The organism is Amycolatopsis orientalis DSM 40040 = KCTC 9412, from assembly GCF_000478275.1.
In the GTDB taxonomy this organism is placed as follows: Bacteria; Actinomycetota; Actinomycetes; order Mycobacteriales; family Pseudonocardiaceae; genus Amycolatopsis; species Amycolatopsis orientalis.
Genome location: NZ_ASJB01000086.1, coordinates 59259 through 80582, shown reverse-complemented (window position 1 = coordinate 80582; position 21324 = coordinate 59259). Strand labels below are relative to the sequence as shown.

Genomic DNA, 21324 nt, shown 5'->3' with positions numbered 1-21324 from the left:
ATGCAGGCCCGAGGACGCGCCGTCCTCGCGACACTTCTGCTCGTGGCGTTCCCAGTGGCGGTCGTCGCGGTGGGCGTCGCCAGTGTGCTGGCGGGCCTGCGGATCCCGGGCAAACCCGGCACCTACGTCATGCTCGCCGGCCTCGGGATGATGATCGCCCTCGGCTTCGGGCTGGTGAGCGCGCTGCGGGCGCGGCGTCCCCCGATCGAGGGGCCGCGGCTGGACCGCGACGCCCATCCCGCGCTGTGGGAGATGATCGACGACCTCGCCGCCCAGGTGAAGACGCGGCCACCGGACGAGATCGTGCTGATCGGCGAGATCAACGCGGCGGTCACCGAGGACGCCCGGTTCCTCGGCCTGCGGCCCGGCCGCCGCACGATGCTGATCGGGCTGCCGTTGCTGGCCGCGATGAGCGTGAGCGAGCTGCGGTCGGTGCTCGCGCACGAACTCGGCCACTACAGCGGCGGCCACACCCGGCTGCTCGCGCTCACCTACCGCGGCACGCAGACGCTGGCCTTCACCGTGGACCGGCTGGACGGCGGCCCCGCCAGGGCCCTGCTCTCCGCGTATTCGAAGCTGTACCTGCTGATCGCGCGGTCGGCGAACCGGCGGCAGGAACTGCAGGCCGACGAGGCGTCCGTGCTCGCGGCGGGAAGCCGCACGGCGGCCGCGGCGCTGCGGAAGGTCGCGACGCTGAGCCCGCTCTGGAACGACTACAGCGACCGTTACGTCTCGCTCGGCGCGGCGGCACGGCGCACTCCCCCGGTCCTGCTGGGTTTCCGGTCGTATCTCAACCACCCCGTCCAGCGGGACTGGGTGGCCGAGTACGCCGACGACATCCTCGACGGTGAAGAGCTGTCGAAGTTCGACAGCCATCCGCCCACGAAGCGGCGGATCGCTGCGCTGGCCGGTGTCCCGGACAATCCGGTGAAGCCGGACGCGCGGCCGGGCTGGTCCCTGCTGGGCTCGCCGAAGGTCGACGTCCCCGAAGCGGAGCTGGCGGTGCTGATCCGCGACGTCGGGCCGCGGGCGGACTGGGACGAGGTCGTCAAACGCGCGGGCCGGGCATCGGTGGCGCAGGGCGCGAAACTGCTGACCTCGGCCGGGCTCGAGAGCAGGCTGGCGCCGCGCGGCACGATCGGCGAGGTGGTGCGGGTGCTGCGCGACGGCGACGCCGACGCGCTCGCCAAACCCCTGCGGGCCCCGTCCCGCGAAGAGGGCCGCGCGCTGCTGACCGAACTGTTCGCCGAGACCGTCACCGCCGCGATGATCGACAACGGCGTCGCCGCGCACCGGCTGAACTGGGGCGGTGGCTGGGAACTCTGCCTCGGTGACGGCGAACCGTTCGACGTCGCCGAACTGGTCGCCCCGGCCGTGGCGAGTCCGCGTGCGGTCGACGAACTGGTTCACAACCTGCAGCTGCTGAAGGTGCCGGCCGGCTACTTCTGCAAGCAGGAGCCCGAACGGGAGCCGGATCCCGCCGAAGCCAGGATGCTCGGACTGTTCACCGCGCTGAAGGCCAAGCGCAGGCTCTACGACCTGATCGTCTGCGACACCGAAGTGGTGCTGCTGCCGATGGCGCGTTCGGTACTGCTCCGCCGCGGGGCCGCCGGGCTGATCGGGGCACGCGGGGTTTCCGACCGCAAGCGGATCCGGAAGCTGCGGGAGCGCGGCCTCGACGATCTGCGCGCCGAACCGGGCGCGCGGCGGATCCCGTTCACGGACATCGTCGCGGGCGGGTTCCCCCGCCGGAAGCTCACCGCCTACCTGACGATGGAGCTGTCCGACGGCGAGAAGCTGGAACTGGCGATCACCGGCAACACCGAGGACTTCGGTACCGCCCACGACGAGCTGAAGGCGTTCTTCCGGTCTTTGAAGGACTGACCTCTAAGCCTTGAAGCCGACCCCGCCGAGGCTGAGGTGGTTCAGGTCGCTCAGCGGCGCCAGCCGCGGCCCTTCCGGCCACCATTCGTGCAGCGGGACCACGCCGGGTTCTAGGACCTCCAGTCCGTCGAACAGCGACTCGATCTCCTCACGGCTGCGGTGCACGGTGCGGTAACCGGTCTGCGCCATCAGGTCGTCGATCTTCCGCGCGAGCGCGGCGCGCGGGCCGTCGCCGGGGTTGAAATGGTGGGTCAGCAGCACGTACGACCCCGGCGCGATCGCGTCGACGTAGGCGCGGACGATCGCCCGCGCCTTGCCGAAGTCTTCGATGTGGTGCAGCACCGAATTCAGGATCACCGCGACCGGGCGGTCGAGTTCGATGTGCTCGGTGACGACCGGATCGGCCAGCGTCTGCGCGGGATCGGTCAGATCCGCGCCGCTGACATGGACGAGGTGATCCTCCAGCAGGGCCAGCCCGTGCGCCTGGACGACCGGGTCGTGGTCGACGTAGACGACCAGCGCATCGGGGTTGTACCGCTGCGCCGACTGGTGGGTGTTCTCCGCCGTGGGCAGGCCCGACCCCAGATCGAGGAACTGGTCGATGCCGCGGGCACCGGCGAGGAACCGGACGACCCGGCTCGACCAGGAGCGGAACTCCTTGGCCATCGCGGCGGAATCGGGGGCCAGGGCGAGCAGATCCGCGACCGCCCGCCTGTCGACCTCGTAGTGGTCGTGCCCGCCGAGAAGGGCGTCCTTCATCCGGGCGAGATTGGGCTTGCTGTAGTCGAGGGGCAGTGGGCGCCTCGGCACAGACCGGACCTCGTCCGAAGTCATGGACACGTTCCACCCTCCAGCCGTGTTCCGGGGCGCGGCAAGCGCGTCCCACGGCTCCCTCGACATCGACGGACAGTACTCAGATTACGACATGGCGTGTAGCGCTGTGAACCTCCCCAAGGGCCTTGCCTACCTGCGGTGATCACTCGTGCGGACAGCGTGGCCTCACGCGAAGGTGAGTTCACGCCACGTGACACCGCCGTCGGTGGTGCGGTAGACGGCCGATCCGCCCTCGGCGTCGGGCAGCCCGTCGACCACCACGCCGACACGCTCGTCGGGGAAGTCGAGGTCGTTGAGACAGACACCGCGGCCGCTGAGCACCGCCGTCGTCCAGGTCAGGCCGCCGTCGGTGGTGCTGTGCAGGAAACCGGTCCCGCCGCCTTCCGCCGCGACGGTCGCCGCCGTGGGCGACGCGGCGCTGAAACTCTGGTTGATCCCGAGGGTGGGCGCCTGCGCCGTGCCGGTGAACCGCCCGCCGAGTTTCGGCGCCCGCCACAGCCGCCGGACGGTCGCACCCGGCTGCGGTGATCCCGGTCCGCCGCTGCACAGCGCCAGCACCTGTCCCTGCCGGATTCCGCTCAGCGAAGCCGAACTGTCCGCCGGGCACGGCGGCGGCGCGCTCGCGAACTTCACCCCATCGGGCGACGTCCAGTACTTCTGGACGCGGTAGTCGGCCCCCATGGAGACCTGGACCCCGCCGCTGACGGCGACATCGCCGTAGGTCGAGGAACCGGTGACGGTGAATCCCGGGACCGGCAAGAGGACCCGTGCACCGGGGAGCCCTGAGTAGAGGGTCGTCGTCGACGGGCTGCCGAAACCGGTGACCATCGCGAACACCCTGGGCCCTGATTCGGTGATTTTCGAAATATAGAACGGCTCCCGGACCCCGGCGAGCCGGACGCGCGACCACTGGCCTCCGCCGTCGCGACTGGCGAGCAGACGCGTGCCGTCGGAGAGGAAGAGGTCCCGGTCCCCGGTCACCGTGAGCTTGACCTGATTGTGGTTGTCCGGCAACGAGATCGGCGGGGTGCCGACCTGTCGCCACCGCTTCCCGCCGTCGGTGGTCGAGAGCAGCGACGCGCACCATCCCGGCTTGCCACAGGGCGAAAACCCGAGGATGAAGCCGTGCTTCGGGCCGGTCCAGCTCGTCGACGCGGGGGCGAAACCCCGGGGTACCAACGATTCGGCGGCAGCGGGCGGGGCGGGGACGGCCAGGGCGGTCAGTGCGGCGGCGGCGAGCGCGGCCCACCGGTTCGGCTTCATGATCACGGGACGTCCGGCCCCGCGAGGGGTTGCCCGCCATTCGGGGTGAACCCCCCGTTCACGTCGGGTACGCTCGCAAACCTTGTTTCGCCCGGGGCCGGACCGGGTATACGGCGTTCGGCCGGTGAGACGGAGGTAGCACCGATGGACGACGGTGACGAGGACGAACACCTCGATGCCGGGACCACGCAGCGCCGCTTCAGCCTGAACGTCCACGATCCGGACCATCTGCCGCGCAAGCTCGCCGGCCGGTACGAGGTCGGCGACCTGCTGGGCCGCGGCGCGACCGCCCGCGTGTTCCGCGCCCGTGACCTGCTCGAACAGCGCGAAGTCGCGCTGAAACTCTTCCACGCCGACACGATGACCCGCGACGAACGCCGCCGCGAGCAGGAGATCAAAACCCTCAGCGCGGTACGGCATCCCGGTCTCGTCCCGATGTACGACGCGGGTTCCGACGACGGCTACAGCTACCTCACGATGCGCTTGGTCGAAGGGCCGAACCTCGCCCAGCGCCTGCGTTCCGGCCCGCTCTCCCAGGGCGAGGTCGTCGAACTGGCCGCCCGGCTGGCGGACGCGCTCGCGCACGTCCACGCGCACGGCATCACCCACCGCGATCTCAAGCCGGCGAACATCCTGATGTCCGACGACGGCCCGCTGATCGGCGACTTCGGTGTCGCGCACGCCTTCGACGCGACCAGGGTGACCGAGACCGGCGGCGTCGTCGGCACGGCGGCGTACATGGCGCCCGAACAGGTCCGCGGCGAGAACATCGGCCCGCCCGCCGACATCTACGCGCTCGGCCTGGTCCTGCTGGAATGCCTGTCCGGCGAACGGGAGTACACCGGGACGCCGGTGGAGGCCGCAGTCGGGCGACTGCACCGCCAGCCCCGCATCCCCGCCGGGTTGTCCACCACGATGACGACGCTGCTGCGCGGGATGACCGCGCGGAAACCGTCGCAGCGCCCGACGGCCGCGGCGATCGCGCGGATCCTCCTGGAGGACTCCACCGGGACGGTGGTGACCCACCTCGCGCCCGCCACCCGCAAACGGGCGGCCTTGCTCGCCGCGATCAGCGCGCCCGCCGCCGCGATCACGGTCGGCGTGCTGCTGGCGGCCAACCAGACCGACGCGAATCCGCCGCTCCGGCCGGACGGGATGGTCCCGCCCGCGGCGACCGGGGCACCCGGCCAGTCGACGGGCCGCGACGCGCCCTCCACGGAGGTCGTCGAGGTGCCCACACGCGGGGCGGAAGGCTCCGGCGGCACCGTCGTGGTGAGCCAGGACGACGGCCCGGCGACCACGAATCCGCCGGGGAGCGGCGAAAACGCCGGTGTCACCTCGACACCGGAACGCTCGTCGGCGAGCAGCGGCGGGCAGAGCACGTCGGACCGGCCCAGCAAGTCGAAGCCCCGGCCCACCACGAGGACGAAACCGAGCACGCCGGGCCCCGGCTGAGCATCCGCCCCGCCGGGCTGTCCACTGTGGACGAATGATGGGAGACGGCGATGACCTACATCAACGACCCGCGTGAGCCGCAGGAGGAGATCGTCGAACAGACGCCTGCCCGGATCCGCGTCGTGCGCGTCGTCAACGCCCTCGTCCACGCCGTGTGCTGGGTCTTCGCGCTGGTGCTGATCGTGCACATCCTGCTCGTATTCGGCGAGGCCAATCCCGGCAACGGGTTCGCGCAGCTGATCGACGGATGGTCGCGCGGGGTGTCGCTCGGCCTGCGCAACCTGTTCACCCCGGACGGCGCAAAACTGCGCACCCTGCTCAACGACGGCCTCGCCGCCCTGCTGTGGCTGATCATCGGCGGCGTGGTGACCGACCTGGTCACCCGGATCGGCCTGCCGGGCCCGAAGCGGGTCTGGTACCGGCGGACCCTCAGCTGAGCGAGCCCGGTTCCCCTCGCGGGACGTCACCGGCCTGGGCCTGCTCGGCCCGGGCGTCGGTGACGTTCGCGGTGGCGGAAGTCTCCATGGCCTGCTCGGCGGGCCGGCGGGAGCCCGTCTCGGCCTGGGTGTCGAAATGCTCGGTGTCGAAATGCTCACGGCACCAACGGCCGTAGCGTCTGGCATGCACGGTCATCGCGGCACCTCCTTCTCTGCCACCAGAGTCCCCCAAGACTGTGACCGGCGCCACTCATTTGGCCGGTCCCGGCCCGCTCATTTCGCGAATTCCGCCACGATCGTGGCGCAGAAGGCGGGCAGGTCATCGGGGTTCCGGCTGGAAATCAGGCCGTTGTCGTTGACGACCTCCTGGTCGACGACGGTGCCGCCGGCGTTGCGGATGTCGGTGCGCACGCTCGGGTAGGACGTGAGCGTGCGGCCGCGGACGACGTCGGCCTCGACCAGCGTCCACGGTCCGTGGCAGATGACGCCGACCGGTTTGCCGCTGTTGACGAAGTCGCGGACGAACCGGACCGCGTTCTCGTCGGCGCGCAGGTTGTCCGGGTTCATCGTGCCGCCGGGGAGGACCAGCGCGTCGAAGTCGTCGACCGTGACGTCCTTGACGACCCGGTCCACGGTGAACCGGTCCGCCTTGTCGATGTCGCCGTTCATGGCCTGGATCTCGCCGGATTCCAGCGAGACGACCTCGGCCGTGGCCCCCGCGTCGGTGACCGCCTTCCGCGGTTCGACCAGTTCGACCTGTTCCACACCGTCCGCGGCCAGGATGGCCACGCGGCGCCCGTTCAGCGATGTCGCCATGGGTTTTCCCTCCTTGGGTCGTCCTCGTCCCCCGACTACCCCGGGCCGGACCCGCCGAATCATGGGTATGGATCGGGGTGACCGCGGGTATTCGCGGCGCATGCGACTTCGGCGAGCGGACCTCGGCTCCCCCGGTATCCGGAGGCGGCGCAGGGGTCGCGGCTTCGGCTACCTGACCCCGGACGGCGAACCCCTGAAGGACGAGGACACGATCGAACGGATCACCAAGCTCGCGATCCCGCCCGCGTGGCGGCGCGTCTGGATCTCGCCGTCGGAGAACGCGCACATCCAGGCCGTCGGCGTCGACGACGCCGGACGGCGCCAGTACCTCTACCACCCCGAGTGGCGACGGGCCAGGGACGAGGAGAAACACGAACGGGTGCTCGCACTGGCCCGGCGGCTCCCCAAGCTCCGCGAAGCCGTCCAGAAGGATCTCGATTCCCGTGGCCTCACTCGCGAACGCGTACTCGCCGGGGCGCTGCGCATGCTCGACCTCGGCGTCTTCCGGACCGGCGGTGAGGACTACGCCGACGAGAACGGAACGCACGGGCTGGCGACGCTGCTGTGCGAGCACGTGACGGTCAGCGAAGGCTGCCTGCTCTGCGACTACCCCGCGAAAGGCGGGATCCAGCGGAAGGTCCGGCTCCGCGACGACAGCCTCCTACGGCTGATCCGCTCACTCCGGCGCGCCCGTGGCGGAGAGTCGCGCCTGCTCGCCTACCGGCAGGGTCGCGAGTGGCACGAAGTACGGGCCGAAGACATCAACGAACGGCTCAAGGAACTCGTGGGCGAGGACTTCACCGCGAAGGACCTGCGGACCTGGAACGCCACCGTGCTCGCGGCCTCCGCCTTCGCGGACAAGGAAAAGCCGTCGAGCCAACGCGGAGTGAAGCGGGTCGAAAAGGCCGTGATGACGGAAGTCGCCGAGGGGCTCGGCAACACACCCACCGTCGCGAGACAGTCCTATGTGGACCCACGGGTGATCGAGGCGTACGAGAAGGACCGGACCATCGAACGCGCGGTGCGGCGGGCCGGGAAGGCGGCGGACCCGGGCGAGGCGCGGACGATCCTCGAACGGGCGGTGGTGCGGTTACTGAACGGGGCGTGACTTGGCCTCGATGGCGAGGACGGCGATGTCGTCGTGGGTCCCGCTGCCGAGCCATTCGCGCACCGCGGAGCGCACCCGGCTGACCACTTCGCGACCGGAGAGCCCCCCGCAGCGGGTCAGCAGCTCGCGCAGCCGCTCGTCCCCGAACAGATCCGACGGCCGCTCGTGGTGGCGTGCCTCGGTGATCCCGTCGGTGTAGAGCAGGCAGACGTCGCCCTCGGCCAGCCGGATGGTGGTCTCGGCGAACCGGGCCTGCGGGGAGATCCCGACCAGTGTGCCGGGCAGGGTGATCTCGTCGACCCCGCCGCGGCGGCGGATCACCAGCGGCGCGGGATGGCCGCCCGAGGCCAGGGTGAGCGACTGGCCGTCGTCCCCGTCTCCGACCGAACCGAGCACCAGCGTCGCGAACCGGCCGCTGCCGCCGCTGATCAGCAGGGCGTTGAGCAGGCTCAGCAGCGTGATGCCGTCCTGTTCGACGAGGTTGAGCGCGGCGAGGGTCTGCCGGACCCGGCCGGTGAGCGCGGCCGCCTCGGCGCCCTTGCCGCAGACGTCGCCGAGGACGAACATCGCCCCGCCGTCCTCACGTGGCAGGACGTCGTAGAAGTCGCCGCCGACGTCGAGCAGCCCGCCCGACGGCTCGTACCAGACGTCGAACTTGACGCCGGGCACCTCCGGCGGCGGCGTCGGGCGCAGCGTGGTCTCCAGACCGCGGGTGGCCTCTTCCTGACGCGCGTAGCGGTGCGCGTTGGCCAGCGCGGTCCCGGCCGCGCGGGCGAACTCGGTGACCGCGCGGGGATGGTCGTCGCCGAACGCGGGCGGGCCGCGCCTGCCCAGCACGACCGCGCCGGTGACCCCGGCGCCGCCGTCGAGGCCCAGTGAGACCACGGTGACCGACGAATGGACGGCGAGCCGCTCCGCGACGACCGCGGGCAGCGTCGCGACCTCTTCCTCCGGGACGGCCTTGGCCTCGGGCTCGTCGGTGGAGGCGAAAGTGCCGGCGAGTACCGGGGCCAGCTGGGCCGGGACGCGGCGGATCCGGCCGTGCCCGTGGTTGGTGCGGTGGTCGCAGCTCCACCATTCCCAGCGGCCGCGGGTGGTCGGCAACAGGACGAAGACACAGTCGGCGAGTTCGGCCGCGGCGACCTCGGCGATCACCTTCGCCGTCCCGTGCCGTCCCCGTGCGGAGGCCAGCCGGGGCGCCGAGGCGGCGAGGAAGCCGTCGACCCGCGGGCCGTCGGCGGCGACCGCGGAGGTGACCGTCCACGCGTGCCAGCCGCCGGGCAGCGTCCGGATGCGCGCGGGGAACCGGCGGCCGGTGTGCTCGACATGCCCGACGTCGGGGCCCTCGGCGGTCAGCACCGGACGGCCGCCGCCGAACAGCTCCCTGGCGGCGGGGTTCGACCAGCGCAGCGCGCCGCCGACGTCCTGGACGAGTACGGCGTCACGCACGTCTTCGAGCAGCTCGCGCCAGAACCTCCCGGATTCGGGCAGCGCGCCCTCACTTGCCGTGGGCGACGGCTCCGAGGGGAGCGACGTCGAGGCCGGGGCCGGCCGTGACACCATTCCCGGACCTCCTCCTGCCTTGCGGGTAGCGCAGTGTGAGCGGGCGGACTGGCTCGAAGTGTAGGTCGAATCATGGCACGCTGATGCGACGACCATGGCTTGGCATGCGTGGTGGAGAGGGTCGACACAGATGACACAGCACTCCCAAAGGGACCGGACCCGCGCGGAAGGTGGTGGCGGCCAGGTGGACGAAGCGACCCTGGAACGCCTGCTCGCGGCGGCCCGCGACCTCGGGGACGGCAACTTCCGGCGGCGGTTCGTGGCGCATGGCGACGGGCTCACGGCCCAGCTCGCCGTCGCCTTCAACGACATCGCCGAACGCAACCAGCGGCTGGTGACCGAGCTGCTGCGGGTCCGCGAGGCGGTCGGCAAGGAAGGCAGGCTGACCGAGCGCGTCGCGGCCGAGATCGGCCCCGGCGGCTGGGCGACCGCGGTCGACGTGGTGAACGGGCTGATCGAGGACGTGAGCAGGCCCACGGCCGAGCTCAACCGGGTCCTCGGCGCGGTCGCCGAGGGCGATCTGTCCGAGCCGATGCCGCTGGAGGTCGGCGGGCGGCCGCTGCAGGGTCAGTTCGCCGAGGTCGCGAAGACGCTGAACGGCCTGATCAAGCAGCTTTCGCGGTTCGCGACCGAAGTCACCAGAGTGGCCCGCGAGATCGCCACGGAAGGCCGTCTCGGCGGCCAGGCCGAGGTCCCGGGCGTGGCGGGGACCTGGCGTGACCTGACCGACAACGTCAACGTCATGGCCAGCAACCTGACCGACCAGGTCCGCAACATCGCCCAGGTGACCACCGCGGTGGCGCGGGGTGATCTGACCCAGAAGATCAACGTCGACGCGCGCGGCGAGATCCTGGAGCTCAAGAACACCGTCAACATCATGGTCGACCAGCTGTCCTCGTTCGCCGACGAAGTCACCCGGGTCTCCCGGGAGGTCGGTAGCGAAGGCCGTCTCGGCGGTCAGGCGCAGGTCCCCGGTGCCGCGGGCACCTGGCGCGACCTCACCGACTCGGTCAACCTGATGGCGGACAACCTGACCGACCAGGTCCGCAACATCGCCCAGGTGGCCACGGCGGTGGCGAAGGGCGACCTTTCGCAGAAGATCAACGTCGACGCCAAGGGCGAGATCCTCGAACTCAAGAACACCCTGAACACCATGGTCGACCAGCTGTCCTCGTTCGCCGACGAGGTCACCCGGGTCGCCCGCGAGGTCGGCAGCGAAGGCCGTCTCGGCGGCCAGGCGACCGTGCCGGGCGTCGCGGGCACCTGGCGCGGGCTCACCGACTCGGTGAACCAGATGGCGGACAACCTGACCGACCAGGTCCGCAACATCGCCCAGGTCACCACCGCGGTGGCGAAGGGCGACCTGACGCAGAAGATCACGGTCGACGCGCGCGGCGAGATCCTCGAACTGAAGACCACCGTCAACACGATGGTCGACCAGCTGTCCTCGTTCGCCGACGAGGTCACGCGCGTGGCGCGCGAGGTCGGCACGGAAGGTCAGCTCGGCGGGCAAGCGCAGGTCCCCGGCGTCGCCGGCACGTGGCGCGACCTCACGGGCTCGGTCAACTTCATGGCGAACAACCTCACCGCGCAGGTCCGCAACATCGCCCAGGTGGCGACGGCGGTGGCGAAGGGCGATCTTTCGCAGAAGATCGCCGTCGACGCCAAGGGCGAGATCCTCGAACTCAAGAACACCCTGAACACCATGGTCGACCAGCTGTCCTCGTTCGCCGACGAGGTGACCCGGGTCGCGCGCGAGGTCGGCAGCGACGGGCGCCTCGGCGGCCAGGCGCAGGTGCCCGGCGTGGCCGGGACGTGGAAGGACCTGACCGACAACGTCAACTTCATGGCGAAGAACCTGACCGACCAGGTCCGGAACATCGCCCAGGTCACCACCGCCGTCGCGAAGGGCGACCTGACGCAGAAGATCATCGTCGACGCGCGCGGCGAGATCCTCGAACTCAAGAACACCGTCAACACGATGGTCGACCAGCTCTCCGCCTTCGCGGACGAGGTCACGCGAGTCTCCCGCGAGGTCGGTACGGAAGGGAAACTCGGCGGCCAGGCGCAGGTGCGCGGCGTCGCCGGGACGTGGAAGGACCTCACCGACAACGTCAACGTCATGGCCGACAACCTCACCGACCAGGTGCGGAGCATCGCCACGGTGACGACCGCGGTGGCGAACGGCGACCTGTCGAAGAAGATCTCGATCGACGCGCAGGGCGAGGTCGCCGTGCTCGCCGAGACGATCAACAGCATGGTCGAGACGCTGCGCGCGTTCGCCGACGAGGTCACCCGGGTCGCGCGCGAGGTGGGTACCGAAGGCATCCTCGGCGGCCAGGCCCGCGTGCCGAACGTGGCGGGCACGTGGAAGGCGCTGACCGACAACGTGAACGTCATGGCCGACAACCTGACCGGCCAGGTCCGCAGCATCGCGACCGTGACCACCGCGGTGGCGCAGGGCGATCTGTCGAAGAAGATCGACATCGACGCGCGCGGCGAGATCCTCGAACTCAAGACGACCATCAACACGATGGTCGATCAGTTGTCGTCCTTCGCCTCCGAAGTCACCCGTGTCGCCCGCGAGGTCGGCACGGACGGAACGCTCGGCGGTCAGGCGGAGGTGCCCGGCGTCGCGGGCACGTGGTCGCGGCTGACCGAGAGCGTGAACCAGCTGGCCGGGAACCTGACCACGCAGGTGCGGGCGATCGCGCAGGTGGCCACCGCGGTGACCGCCGGCGATCTGACCCGGCACATCACCGTCGACGCGTCCGGGGAGGTGGCCGAACTCAAGGACAACATCAACCAGATGATCGCGAACCTGAAGGAGACCACCCGCGCCAACCGCGAGCAGGACTGGCTCAAGACCAACCTCGCCCGGCTCTCCGCGCTCATGCAGGGCCACCGCGATCTGGCGTCCGTGGCGTCGCTGATCCTCAGTGAGCTGACCCCGCTGGTGTCCGCGCAGCAGGGCGCGTTCTTCCTCGCCCGCGAGGACGAGCAGGAGGAAACGGTCCTGGAGAGCATCGCCACCTACGGGCTGGCGAAGTCCCAGGCGGGCCTGCGGTTCTCCCCCGGCGAATCGCTCATCGGGCAGGCCGCGGTCGACCGCCGCACGATCCTGGTCCACGAGGCGCCGCCGGAGTACGCGCTCATCTCCTCGGGGCTGGGTTCGGCCGCCCCGGTCAACGTGATCGTGCTGCCGGTGCTGTTCCAGGGCGAGGTGCTCGGGGTGCTGGAGCTGGCGACGATCAACGCCTTCAGCACCGTCCACATCGACCTGCTGGAGCAGCTGAAGGAGACCATCGCGGTCAACGTCAGCACCATCCAGTCCAACTCGCGCACCGAGGCGCTGCTGACCGAATCCCAGCGCCTGGCACAGGAACTGCGCGCGCGGTCCGAGCAGTTGCAGGCACAGCAACGGGAACTGCGCCGCTCCAACACCGATCTGGCGGAGAAGGCGGCACTGCTGGCACAGCAGAACCGCGACATCGAGGTCAAGAACAGCGAGATCGAGCAGGCGCGGCAGGAACTCGAAGAGCGCGCCGGGCAGCTGACCATGGCGTCGCAGTACAAATCCGAGTTCATGGCGAACATGTCGCATGAGCTGCGGACCCCGCTCAACAGCGCCCTGATCCTGGCGAAACTCCTCTCGGAGAACCCGGACGGGAACCTGACGGAGAAGCAGGTCCAGTTCGCGCGGACGATCTACTCGGCGGGCAGCGACCTGCAGCAGCTGATCAATGACATCCTCGACATGGCCAAGGTCGAGGCCGGTCACCTCGACCTCCAGATGTCCGACGTCACGCTGCCCGAACTGGTCGAGTACGTCGAATCGATCTGCCGTCCGCTCACCTCGGACAAGGGCCTGGAGTTCGCCGTCCTGATCGACCCGCCGGTGCCGTCGTCGATCCACACCGACGAACACCGCGTGCAGCAGGTACTACGGAACCTGCTGTCCAACGCGGCGAAGTTCACCGACGAGGGCGGCGTGCGCCTGCACATCCGGATGGCCGACCCGGGCGAGGTCGAAGCCGACTCGCTCCGCCAGGCCCCCGGCGTTCTCGCGTTCGCAGTCGAGGACACCGGGATCGGCATCGCGCCGGACAAGCTCGCGATCATCTTCGACGCGTTCCGCCAGGCCGACGGCACCACCAGCCGCAAATACGGCGGCACCGGGCTGGGCCTGTCGATCAGCCAGCAGCTGACGGAACTGCTCGGCGGCGAACTCCGCGTCCGCAGCGAACCCGGCAAGGGCAGCACGTTCACCCTGTACCTGCCGGTGAGCGCGTCGAACCTGGTCGTCCCGACCACGCAGGCGGGCGGCGTCCCGCTGATCATGGCCGTCCCGCAGGTGATCCCGGCGAAGCCGTCGCTGCGGTTCCACGGCGAGAAGATCCTCATCGTCGACGACGACCTGCGGAACGTCTTCGCGCTGGCCGCCGTGCTGGAACGCAACGGACTGGAGGTCATCTACGCCGAGACCGGCGTCGCGGGAATCCGGGCCCTGGAACGGCACGAGGACACCGCGCTCGTCCTGATGGACGTGATGATGCCCGAACTGGACGGCAACGCCACGATCACCGCGATCCGCGCCGAAGCCGCCCACGAGGACCTGCCGGTGATCGCCGTCACCGCGAAGGCGACCCCGGAGGACAAGGCGCGGACCCTGGCCTCGGGCGCGGACGACTACGTGACCAAGCCGGTGGACACGGACAAGCTGCTGGACCTGATCGCGGTGCACCTGGAGGCGGACGCGGCCTCCAGCGGCCTCTCCCAGGTCGTGGTGGCCGGCACCGAGGACATCTCGGACAGCGACGGCGGCACCGGCACGAGCTGAGGCTGGTCAGGTCTCGTGAGTGGTAATGACGGTTCTAACCGTCATTACCACTCACGAGCCCAACGCTGGTCCGGACACGAAAGAACCCGCAGGCCAGAAGGCCGCGGGTTCTCGTTCGGAGCGATGGAGCGGGTGACGGGAATCGAACCCGCGTAGCTAGTTTGGAAGACTAGGGCTCTACCATTGAGCTACACCCGCATGCCCCGGAGTACCGGGTGCGAAAGTAGTTTAGCGTGACCCGCTAGGCTGTGTGCACACCCCCCGGGGAACACTGGGGAGGCCACGGGCTGTGGCGCAGTTTGGTAGCGCATCCGCTTTGGGAGCGGAGGGTCGCAGGTTCAAATCCTGTCAGCCCGACTCAAGGGGTTGGACCTACGGGTTCAGCCCTTTTCCCGGTCACGACCCCTCACTCCGGGTCACCGGCCGACGCCGTAACCCTCCGCTTTAATGGCGATCATGCAGATCCGCCACGCACTCACCACCGACGCCCCCGCTGTGACCCCCTTGCTCGTCCAGCTGGGCTACCCGGACAACGACGTGGATGACGTGCGCCGCCGGCTCGAACGCTGGGAGCGTCATCCCGAAGGCGCCGCGTTCGTCGCCGAGTCGGACGGCACGGTGGTCGGTGTCATCGCGGTCGTCGCGATCCCGCTTTTCGAGCGGGAAGGCTCGGTGGGACGGATCGTGGCCCTGGTGGTGAACGAGTCCCAGCGCGGTACCGGGGTCGGCCGCGAACTGGTCGCCGTCGCCGAAGCGGAGGCGCTGCGATGGGGCTGTATCGCCATGGAGGTCAGCAGTTCCCGCCACCGGACCGGTGCGCACGCCTTCTACCGGGCGCGAGGGTACGAGGACCGCTGCGAGCGCAGCGCCAAGTTCTACCGCGCGCTGACCGCCTGACCGGCTCCCGCATCCTGAGAGCGCTGGGCCCACCCGCACCGGCTTGCGAACATCGGCACCGTGACCGGCAGGCGGAGCGCCAGTGCCAGCGCGGTGCTCCGCGTGGTGCTGGACGAAGGGGCGATAGCGCGCAGCACCATCGCGCGCCGCACCGGGCTGAGCGCGGCGGCCGTCACCGGGCATGTGGCGGAGTTGATGCACCGTGGCTTCCTTCGCGAACTGCCCGAGGTCGCGGGCGCGGTCGGCAGGCCGCATGTACCGGTCGATCTCGACACGGAGCGGTTCGTGGTGTGCGGAGCGCATATCGCGGTCGAGAATCTCACCGTCGGACTGCTCGACCTGCGCGGGAAAGTACTGGTACAGCAGGAAGTTCCGCATCACGGCGCCGAGCCCGCGGTGCAGGCCGCGCAGATCGCGGAGCTGCTCGACGACCTCCTCATCGGACACGCGCCGGAGCGCACGCCGCTCGGGCTGGGGGCGGCGACCGGCGGATGGGTCGACGGGGAGTCGGGGACGGTGGTGGAGCACGGATTGCTCGGCTGGCGCGGAGTCCCGTTGCGCGATCTGCTGACGGAGGTCACCGGTCTCGACGTCCGGGTGGACGGGCATTCGCGGGCGCTGATCCACGCCGAACGCCTGCTGGGGCAGCCGAGGGCACGCAGCAGTGTGGTGCAGTTGTTCACCGGCAACGTCGTCGACGCCGCCTTCGCCACCGGCGACACCGTCCATCATGGACCGAGGTCGGCGGCGGGTGCCGTCGCGCATTTGCGGGTCGACGACAGTGACGAGCCTTGCCGCTGCGGGCGGTCCGGCTGTCTCGAAGCCACGGTTTCCGAGCGCACGGTCGCCCGCAAGGCGTTCGAAGCGGGACTCGTCGAAGAACCGGTTTTCACCGATGTACTCCATTCGGCGGCAACCGGGAACAAAGGCGCCATAACCCTTTTTCACGAGCGCGCGAGAATTATCGGACAGGCCGCCGCATTGCTCTTCGACGTCCTCAATCCGGAAATCCTCATCGTGCTCGACCAGAGTGTACGCGACGTCGAAGGCTGCCTTTCCACGATCCGAGACGAGGTCGGCCGACGCTCCTGGATCTGCCAGAACGCGACGGAAAACGTTGTGGCATCGAGCTTTCCGGGAACCGAGCTGGCGACGGCGGGTGCCGCGGTCATGTTGAACGCCTGCTACGAAGATCCGCTTTTCACGAAGCTCGCCAACGCCTCTTGATGCCGGAGTTACTTCACTAAATCGCAAAATTGACGCTCACGTGCGGGCCTGCGAAGAATCGGCTTCGACGACGCGAACCCGAACGAAAGAGCCCACCGTGAAGAAACCAGTGCCCTTGCTCACCGCGCTCCTCGCCGGATTGGTGCTGTCGGGCTGCGGCGCCTCCGCGAGCCCGGCGGGCACCGCCGGGCAGCCGGAGAAACTCGAACTCCGTTACCAGGGCTCGGCGAACACCGTCACCCTGCCCGAACTCGCCGAGGATCTCGGCTACTTCGGCCCCGTGAAACTGAAATGGGTCGGCAACACGATCAGCGGCCCGCAGGACATCCAGTCCGCCGCGACCGACCAGACCGACTTCGGCGGCGCCTTCACCGGCGCGGTGGTGAAACTCGTCGAGGCGGGCGCGCCGATCAAGGCGGTCGTCAACTACTACGGCTCCGACGAGAAGACCTTCCTCGGCTTCTACGTCAAGGACGACAGCCCGATCCGGACGCCGCGGGACCTGATCGGCAAGAAGGTCGGCGTCAACACCGTCGGCGCGAACCTCGAAGCCGCGCTCGACACCTGGCTCAAGCGAAGCGGCCTCTCCGACGCGGAGATCGACCAGGTGCAGCTGGTCGTCCTCCCGCCGATCAACACCGAACAGGCCCTGCGCAACGGGCAGATCGACGTCGCCGCGCTCAACGGCGTCCTGCAGGACCGCGCCGTCGCCGCCGGCGGAGTACGGCCCATCGTCAAGGACGTCGAGGCGTTCGGGCCGTACAACGGCGGTCCGTACGTGCTGAGGACCGACTTCATCAAGAAGTACCCGGGAACCACGAAGGTCTTCGTCAGCGGGGTGGCCAGGGCGATCGAATGGGAACGCACGACGCCCCGCGAAGAGGTCATCGCGAGGTTCACCAAGATCATCCAGAACCGCGGCCGCAACGAGAACACCGAAACGCTCAAGTACTGGAAGAGCGTCGGCATCACCAAGGGCGGCCTGATCTCGGACAACGACTACACGCTCTGGGCGGGCTGGCTCAAACAGTCCGGATTCATCAAGAACGACCAGGTCGACCTCAAGAAGCTCTACACCAACGAGTTCAACCCCTACCGCGAAGGCGGTGGCGCATGACCGCCAAGATCAGCCTGCGCTCGGTCACCAAGACCTTCGGCGACCTGACCGCGCTGGACGACGTCTCACTGGACATCGAGGACGGCACGTTCCTCTCCCTCGTCGGACCGAGCGGATCCGGAAAGTCGACCTTGCTCGACCTGCTCGGCGGCCTCGCGTCACCGACGTCCGGCGAGGTCCTGATCGACGGGAGGCCCGTCACCGGACCGGGCCTGGATCGCGGGGTCGTGTTCCAGCAGTACGCGCTGTTCCCCTGGCGCACCGCCCGCGCCAACGTCGAATTCGGCCTCGAAGGCGGCACACTCGGCAAGCGGCAGCGCGCGGAGCGGGCGCGGGAGTTTCTCGACCTGGTGGGGCTTTCCGGGTTCGGGGACCACCTCCCCCATCAGCTTTCCGGCGGTATGAAGCAGCGCGTCGCGATCGCCAGGAGCCTCGCCTACGACCCGGACGTGCTGCTGATGGACGAGCCGTTCGCCGCATTGGACTCGCAGACCCGCGAACTGCTGCAAGAGGAACTGCGGCGGATCTGGGGACGCACCGGCAAGACCATCGTGTTCATCACCCACAGCATCGAAGAAGCCGTCTACCTGGGGCAGAAGGTCGCGGTGCTGACCTCGCGGCCGGGCAGGCTCAAGGACGTCGTCGACATCGATCTCGGTGACCGCGCGAACGACGATCTGCGTTCGGCGCCCGCGTTCGTGGCGCACCGGCACCGGCTGTGGGAACTCCTGCACGACGAGATCCGGAGGGCAGCCTGATGACCGCCACACTCGAAGCACCCACCGTCCACACCGGAGCGAAACCGGCCGGGAAGCCGCGGCGGAAGAACACCTGGCTGGTCAAGGGTTTCCGGAGTTCGGCCGCGATCCTGCTCTTCCTCGCCGTCTGGGAACTCGCGCCCCGCTTCGTCCTCGACGAAGGCACGCGGACCTTCCTTCCGCCGCTGTCGGAAGATCTCGCCGCACTCGGGGAGCTGATCCTCAACGGGCAGCTGGCCGACCATCTGCTGGCGAGTCTCGGCCGGTCCGCCGCCGGCTTCGTGCTCGCCGTGGCCGTCTCGGTGCCGCTCGGCCTGCTGATCGCCTGGTACCGGCCGCTCGCGGAGTTCCTGAACCCCTTGCTGGAACTGGCCCGCAACACCGCCGCGCTGGCCCTGCTGCCGGTGTTCACGCTGCTGCTCGGCATCGGCGAGGTGTCCAAGATCGCGCTGATCGTCTACGCCTGCGTCTGGCCGGTGCTGCTCAACACGATCGCCGGGGTGAACACCGTGGATCCCTTGCTGGTCAAGGCCGCGCGGTCACTCGGGCTGTCCAGTCCGAGTCTGTTCCGGAAGGTGATCCTGCCGTCGGCGGTGCCGACCATCTTCACCGGCATCCGGATGGCGGCGGCGTACTCGATCCTCATCCTGATCGCCGCCGAGATGGTCGGCGCCAAGGCCGGGCTCGGCTATCTGATCAACAACTCCCAGGTCAACTTCCAGATCCAGCAGATGTACGCCGCGATCATCACGGTGTCGGTGCTCGGACTGGCCATCAACGCGGGCTTCGTCGCACTGGAGCGGCGGTTCTCCACCTGGCGTGTCAAGGAGAAGGCATGACGTCGAACAGGAAACAGTTGCACCTCAACGCGTTCGTGATGCCGAACGGACATCACGAGGCGGCCTGGCGGCATCCGAGCACGGATCCGCACCGCGCCGCGACCCTGAAGCACTATGTCGACATCGCACGCACGGCGGAGCGCGGCAAGCTGGATTCGCTCTTTCTCGCCGACGGCGTCGCGTTGTGGGGCAACGTCCGCTACAACTCGCACACCCTGTTCGAGCCGCTGACGCTGCTTTCGGCGCTGGCCGGGGCCACGGAGCACATCGGCCTGATCGCCACCGCGTCGACGACCTACAACGAGCCGTACCACCTGGCCCGCAAGTTCGCGTCGCTCGACCATCTCAGCGGCGGCCGCGCGGGCTGGAACATCGTGACGTCGGCGGGTGAGGACGAAGCCCGCAACTTCAACCGCGACGCCCGGCCGTCGCACGCGCTGCGCTACGAACGCGCCACCGAATTCGTCGAGGTGGCCAAGAAACTCTGGGACAGCTGGGCCGACGACGCGGCCGTGATCGACAAGGCGAGCGGCGTCTACGCCGACACCGACCTCATCCACCCGATCGACCACGACGGCCCGCATTTCCAGGTACGCGGGCCGCTGAACATCCCGCGCCCGGTGCAGGGACACCCCTTGCTGGTCCAAGCCGGTTCGTCGGAGACGGGCAAGGAGTACGCGGCCCGGTTCGCCGAAGCGGTGTTCACCGCGCAGCAGACTTTCGCCGAGGGCAAGGCGTTCTACGACGACGTCAAGGGCAGGCTCGCGAACTACGGGCGGTCGCGGGAGGAGATCAAGATCCTGCCCGGGATCAGCCCGGTCCTCGGCCGCACCGAGGCCGAGGCGAAGGAACGCGAGGCCGAACTCAACGCCCTCATCACGCCCGCGTACGGCGTGCGGCAACTGTCGACGATGCTCGACCACGACCTCACGCCGTACCCGCTCGACGGGCCGCTGCCCGACGTCGGCACGTTCACCGAGGGCGCGCAGAGCCGGTTCGAGCTGGTCACCGGCCTGGCGAGGCGCGAAAACCTGACCATCCGCCAGCTCATCGAACGGCTCGCGGGCGGCCGCGGCCATCGCGTCTTCGCCGGCACCGCGGCACAGGTGGCCGACCAGCTGGAGCACTGGTTCACCGAAGGCGCCGCCGACGGTTTCAACATCATGCCGCCCACCCTGCCCAGCGGCCTCGAGGACTTCGTCGACCTCGTGGTGCCGGAACTGCGCAGGCGCGGCCTGTTCCGCACCGAGTACACCGCCACGACCCTGCGCGGCCACTACGGCCTCGCCCGGCCCGCCGACCGCACCACCGTCACCACCACAGTGAAGGAGCACGCCGCATGACCGCCCTCAACACCCAGGTCGAGGTCCGCAAGATCACCGGCCGCATCGGCGCCGAGGTGCTCGGTGTCGATCCCGCCGCCGAGCTGGACGCCGCGACCGTGGCGTTCCTCACCGACGCCCTGCACGAGCACAAGGCGCTCGTCTTCCGGGACGTCGACCTCGACGACGCCGGCCAGCAGCGCTTCGCCGCGTACTTCGGGGAGTTGACGAAGGCGCACCCGACCGTCCCGTCGGTTGACGGCGAGCCCGCGATCCTGCCGGTCGACAGCGAACGGGGCCGCGCGAACCAGTGGCACACCGACGTCACCTTCGTGCACAACCCGCCGAAGGCCAGCACGCTGCGCAGCCTGGTCGTGCCGCCGTACGGGGGCGAAACGCTGATCGCCAACTCGGCCGCCGCCTACCGTGACCTGCCGGAGCCGCTCCGGGCGTTCGCGGACACGCTGCGCGCCGAGCACACCAACGACTACGACTACGCGAAGGCGCCGGAGACGATCGACGAGGCGGAGCAGGAACGCCGTCAGGTGTTCATCTCGCGCAAGTACCGCACGGTGCACCCCGTGGTGCGGGTCCATCCGGTGACCGGCGAGCGCGGGCTGTACATCGGCGGCTTCGCGCAACGGATCATCGGGCTGTCCAAGGGCGAGTCGCGGGACATCCTCCGGCTGCTGCAGTCGTATGTGACGCGGCCGGAGAACGTCGTCCGGGTGACCTGGGCCCCGAACCAGCTGGTGCTGTTCGACAACCGCATCACCCAGCACTACGCCGTCGACAACTACGACGACCTGCCCCGGCGCCTGAACCGGGTGACCGTGGCGGGCGACGTCCCGGTGGGGATCGACGGCGTGCCGAGCGAATCCCTCGAAGGCGACGCTTCGCACTACTCCCCCGTCGCCTGACACCCCGCATTTCGTCCTCTGGATGCCTACTCACCGCATCCAGA

The 21324-nt window shown here is 69.4% G+C and carries 17 protein-coding genes and 2 tRNA genes; 13 read left to right on the top strand and 6 right to left on the bottom strand.

The window, feature by feature from the left end:
• Window positions 1–42 precede the first annotated feature (42 nt).
• Window positions 43–1884 (top strand): M48 family metalloprotease, encoded by a 1842-nt coding sequence (locus tag L324_RS35955; RefSeq protein WP_235783747.1) that lies wholly within the window; start codon window positions 43–45, stop codon window positions 1882–1884.
• Between the two features lie 3 nt (window positions 1885–1887).
• Here L324_RS35955 and L324_RS35950 read toward each other — a convergent pair whose 3' ends face one another.
• Window positions 1888–2718 (bottom strand): SAM-dependent methyltransferase, encoded by an 831-nt coding sequence (locus L324_RS35950; RefSeq protein WP_037319550.1) that lies wholly within the window; start codon window positions 2716–2718, stop codon window positions 1888–1890.
• Between the two features lie 165 nt (window positions 2719–2883).
• Window positions 2884–3981 (bottom strand): YCF48-related protein, encoded by a 1098-nt coding sequence (locus tag L324_RS35945; RefSeq protein WP_081736580.1) that lies wholly within the window; start codon window positions 3979–3981, stop codon window positions 2884–2886.
• A 144-nt stretch (window positions 3982–4125) separates the two neighbouring features.
• Between L324_RS35945 and L324_RS41105 the strand changes: the two genes are divergently transcribed.
• On the top strand, window positions 4126–5436 hold the full coding sequence (locus L324_RS41105; RefSeq protein ID WP_051174291.1) for a serine/threonine-protein kinase: 1311 nt from the start codon (window positions 4126–4128) through the stop codon (window positions 5434–5436).
• A 50-nt stretch (window positions 5437–5486) separates the two neighbouring features.
• Window positions 5487–5873, top strand: a complete 387-nt coding sequence (locus L324_RS35935) for a hypothetical protein (protein ID WP_037319545.1) — start codon at window positions 5487–5489, stop codon at window positions 5871–5873.
• Here L324_RS35935 and L324_RS35930 read toward each other — a convergent pair.
• Window positions 5866–6069, bottom strand: coding sequence for a hypothetical protein (locus L324_RS35930; protein ID WP_037319543.1), 204 nt, complete (start codon window positions 6067–6069; stop codon window positions 5866–5868). The genes L324_RS35935 and L324_RS35930 overlap by 8 nt on opposite strands.
• A gap of 77 nt (window positions 6070–6146) precedes the next feature.
• On the bottom strand, window positions 6147–6689 hold the full coding sequence (locus L324_RS35925) for a type 1 glutamine amidotransferase domain-containing protein (RefSeq protein ID WP_037319541.1): 543 nt from the start codon (window positions 6687–6689) through the stop codon (window positions 6147–6149).
• Window positions 6690–6789: 100 nt separating this feature from the next.
• On the opposite strand from L324_RS35925, the gene L324_RS35920 reads away from it, so the two are divergent.
• On the top strand, window positions 6790–7797 hold the full coding sequence (locus tag L324_RS35920; RefSeq protein WP_037319583.1) for a DNA topoisomerase IB: 1008 nt from the start codon (window positions 6790–6792) through the stop codon (window positions 7795–7797).
• Here L324_RS35920 and L324_RS35915 read toward each other — a convergent pair.
• Entirely contained in the window at window positions 7780–9360 is a 1581-nt protein-coding gene (locus L324_RS35915; RefSeq protein WP_037319538.1) for a SpoIIE family protein phosphatase, read from the bottom strand. The two genes, L324_RS35920 and L324_RS35915, sit on opposite strands and share 18 nt — an antisense overlap.
• A gap of 130 nt (window positions 9361–9490) precedes the next feature.
• Between L324_RS35915 and L324_RS35910 the strand changes: the two genes are divergently transcribed.
• Window positions 9491–14200, top strand: a complete 4710-nt coding sequence (locus L324_RS35910; RefSeq protein ID WP_438938476.1) for a HAMP domain-containing protein — start codon at window positions 9491–9493, stop codon at window positions 14198–14200.
• Window positions 14201–14324: 124 nt separating this feature from the next.
• Here the strand turns inward: L324_RS35910 and L324_RS35905 are convergent.
• A tRNA-Gly gene (locus L324_RS35905) sits at window positions 14325–14398 on the bottom strand.
• 85 nt (window positions 14399–14483) lie between these two features.
• On the opposite strand from L324_RS35905, the gene L324_RS35900 reads away from it, so the two are divergent.
• The 8 genes from L324_RS35900 (at window position 14484) to L324_RS35865 (ending at window position 21280) form a co-directional block, all read left to right on the top strand.
• A tRNA-Pro gene (locus L324_RS35900) sits at window positions 14484–14557 on the top strand.
• A gap of 99 nt (window positions 14558–14656) precedes the next feature.
• Complete coding sequence (locus L324_RS35895) at window positions 14657–15097, top strand: GNAT family N-acetyltransferase (RefSeq protein WP_037319580.1); 441 nt, start codon at window positions 14657–14659, stop codon at window positions 15095–15097.
• 60 nt (window positions 15098–15157) lie between these two features.
• Window positions 15158–16324, top strand: coding sequence for an ROK family protein (locus L324_RS35890; protein WP_051174289.1), 1167 nt, complete (start codon window positions 15158–15160; stop codon window positions 16322–16324).
• Between the two features lie 97 nt (window positions 16325–16421).
• Window positions 16422–17441 carry an ABC transporter substrate-binding protein gene (locus L324_RS35885; protein WP_037319530.1) on the top strand — a complete coding sequence of 340 codons (1020 nt, stop codon included), beginning with the start codon at window positions 16422–16424 and terminating at the stop codon, window positions 17439–17441.
• Window positions 17438–18199, top strand: a complete 762-nt coding sequence (locus L324_RS35880) for an ABC transporter ATP-binding protein (protein WP_037319527.1) — start codon at window positions 17438–17440, stop codon at window positions 18197–18199. The genes L324_RS35885 and L324_RS35880 overlap by 4 nt, the downstream gene beginning before the upstream one ends.
• Window positions 18199–19038 carry an ABC transporter permease gene (locus tag L324_RS35875; protein WP_037319525.1) on the top strand — a complete coding sequence of 280 codons (840 nt, stop codon included), beginning with the start codon at window positions 18199–18201 and terminating at the stop codon, window positions 19036–19038. The genes L324_RS35880 and L324_RS35875 overlap by 1 nt, the downstream gene beginning before the upstream one ends.
• Window positions 19035–20381 carry an LLM class flavin-dependent oxidoreductase gene (locus L324_RS35870; protein ID WP_037319522.1) on the top strand — a complete coding sequence of 449 codons (1347 nt, stop codon included), beginning with the start codon at window positions 19035–19037 and terminating at the stop codon, window positions 20379–20381. Before L324_RS35875 ends, L324_RS35870 begins: the two co-directional genes overlap by 4 nt.
• Window positions 20378–21280 (top strand): TauD/TfdA dioxygenase family protein, encoded by a 903-nt coding sequence (locus L324_RS35865; protein WP_037319520.1) that lies wholly within the window; start codon window positions 20378–20380, stop codon window positions 21278–21280. Before L324_RS35870 ends, L324_RS35865 begins: the two co-directional genes overlap by 4 nt.
• Window positions 21281–21324: the final 44 nt, after the last annotated feature.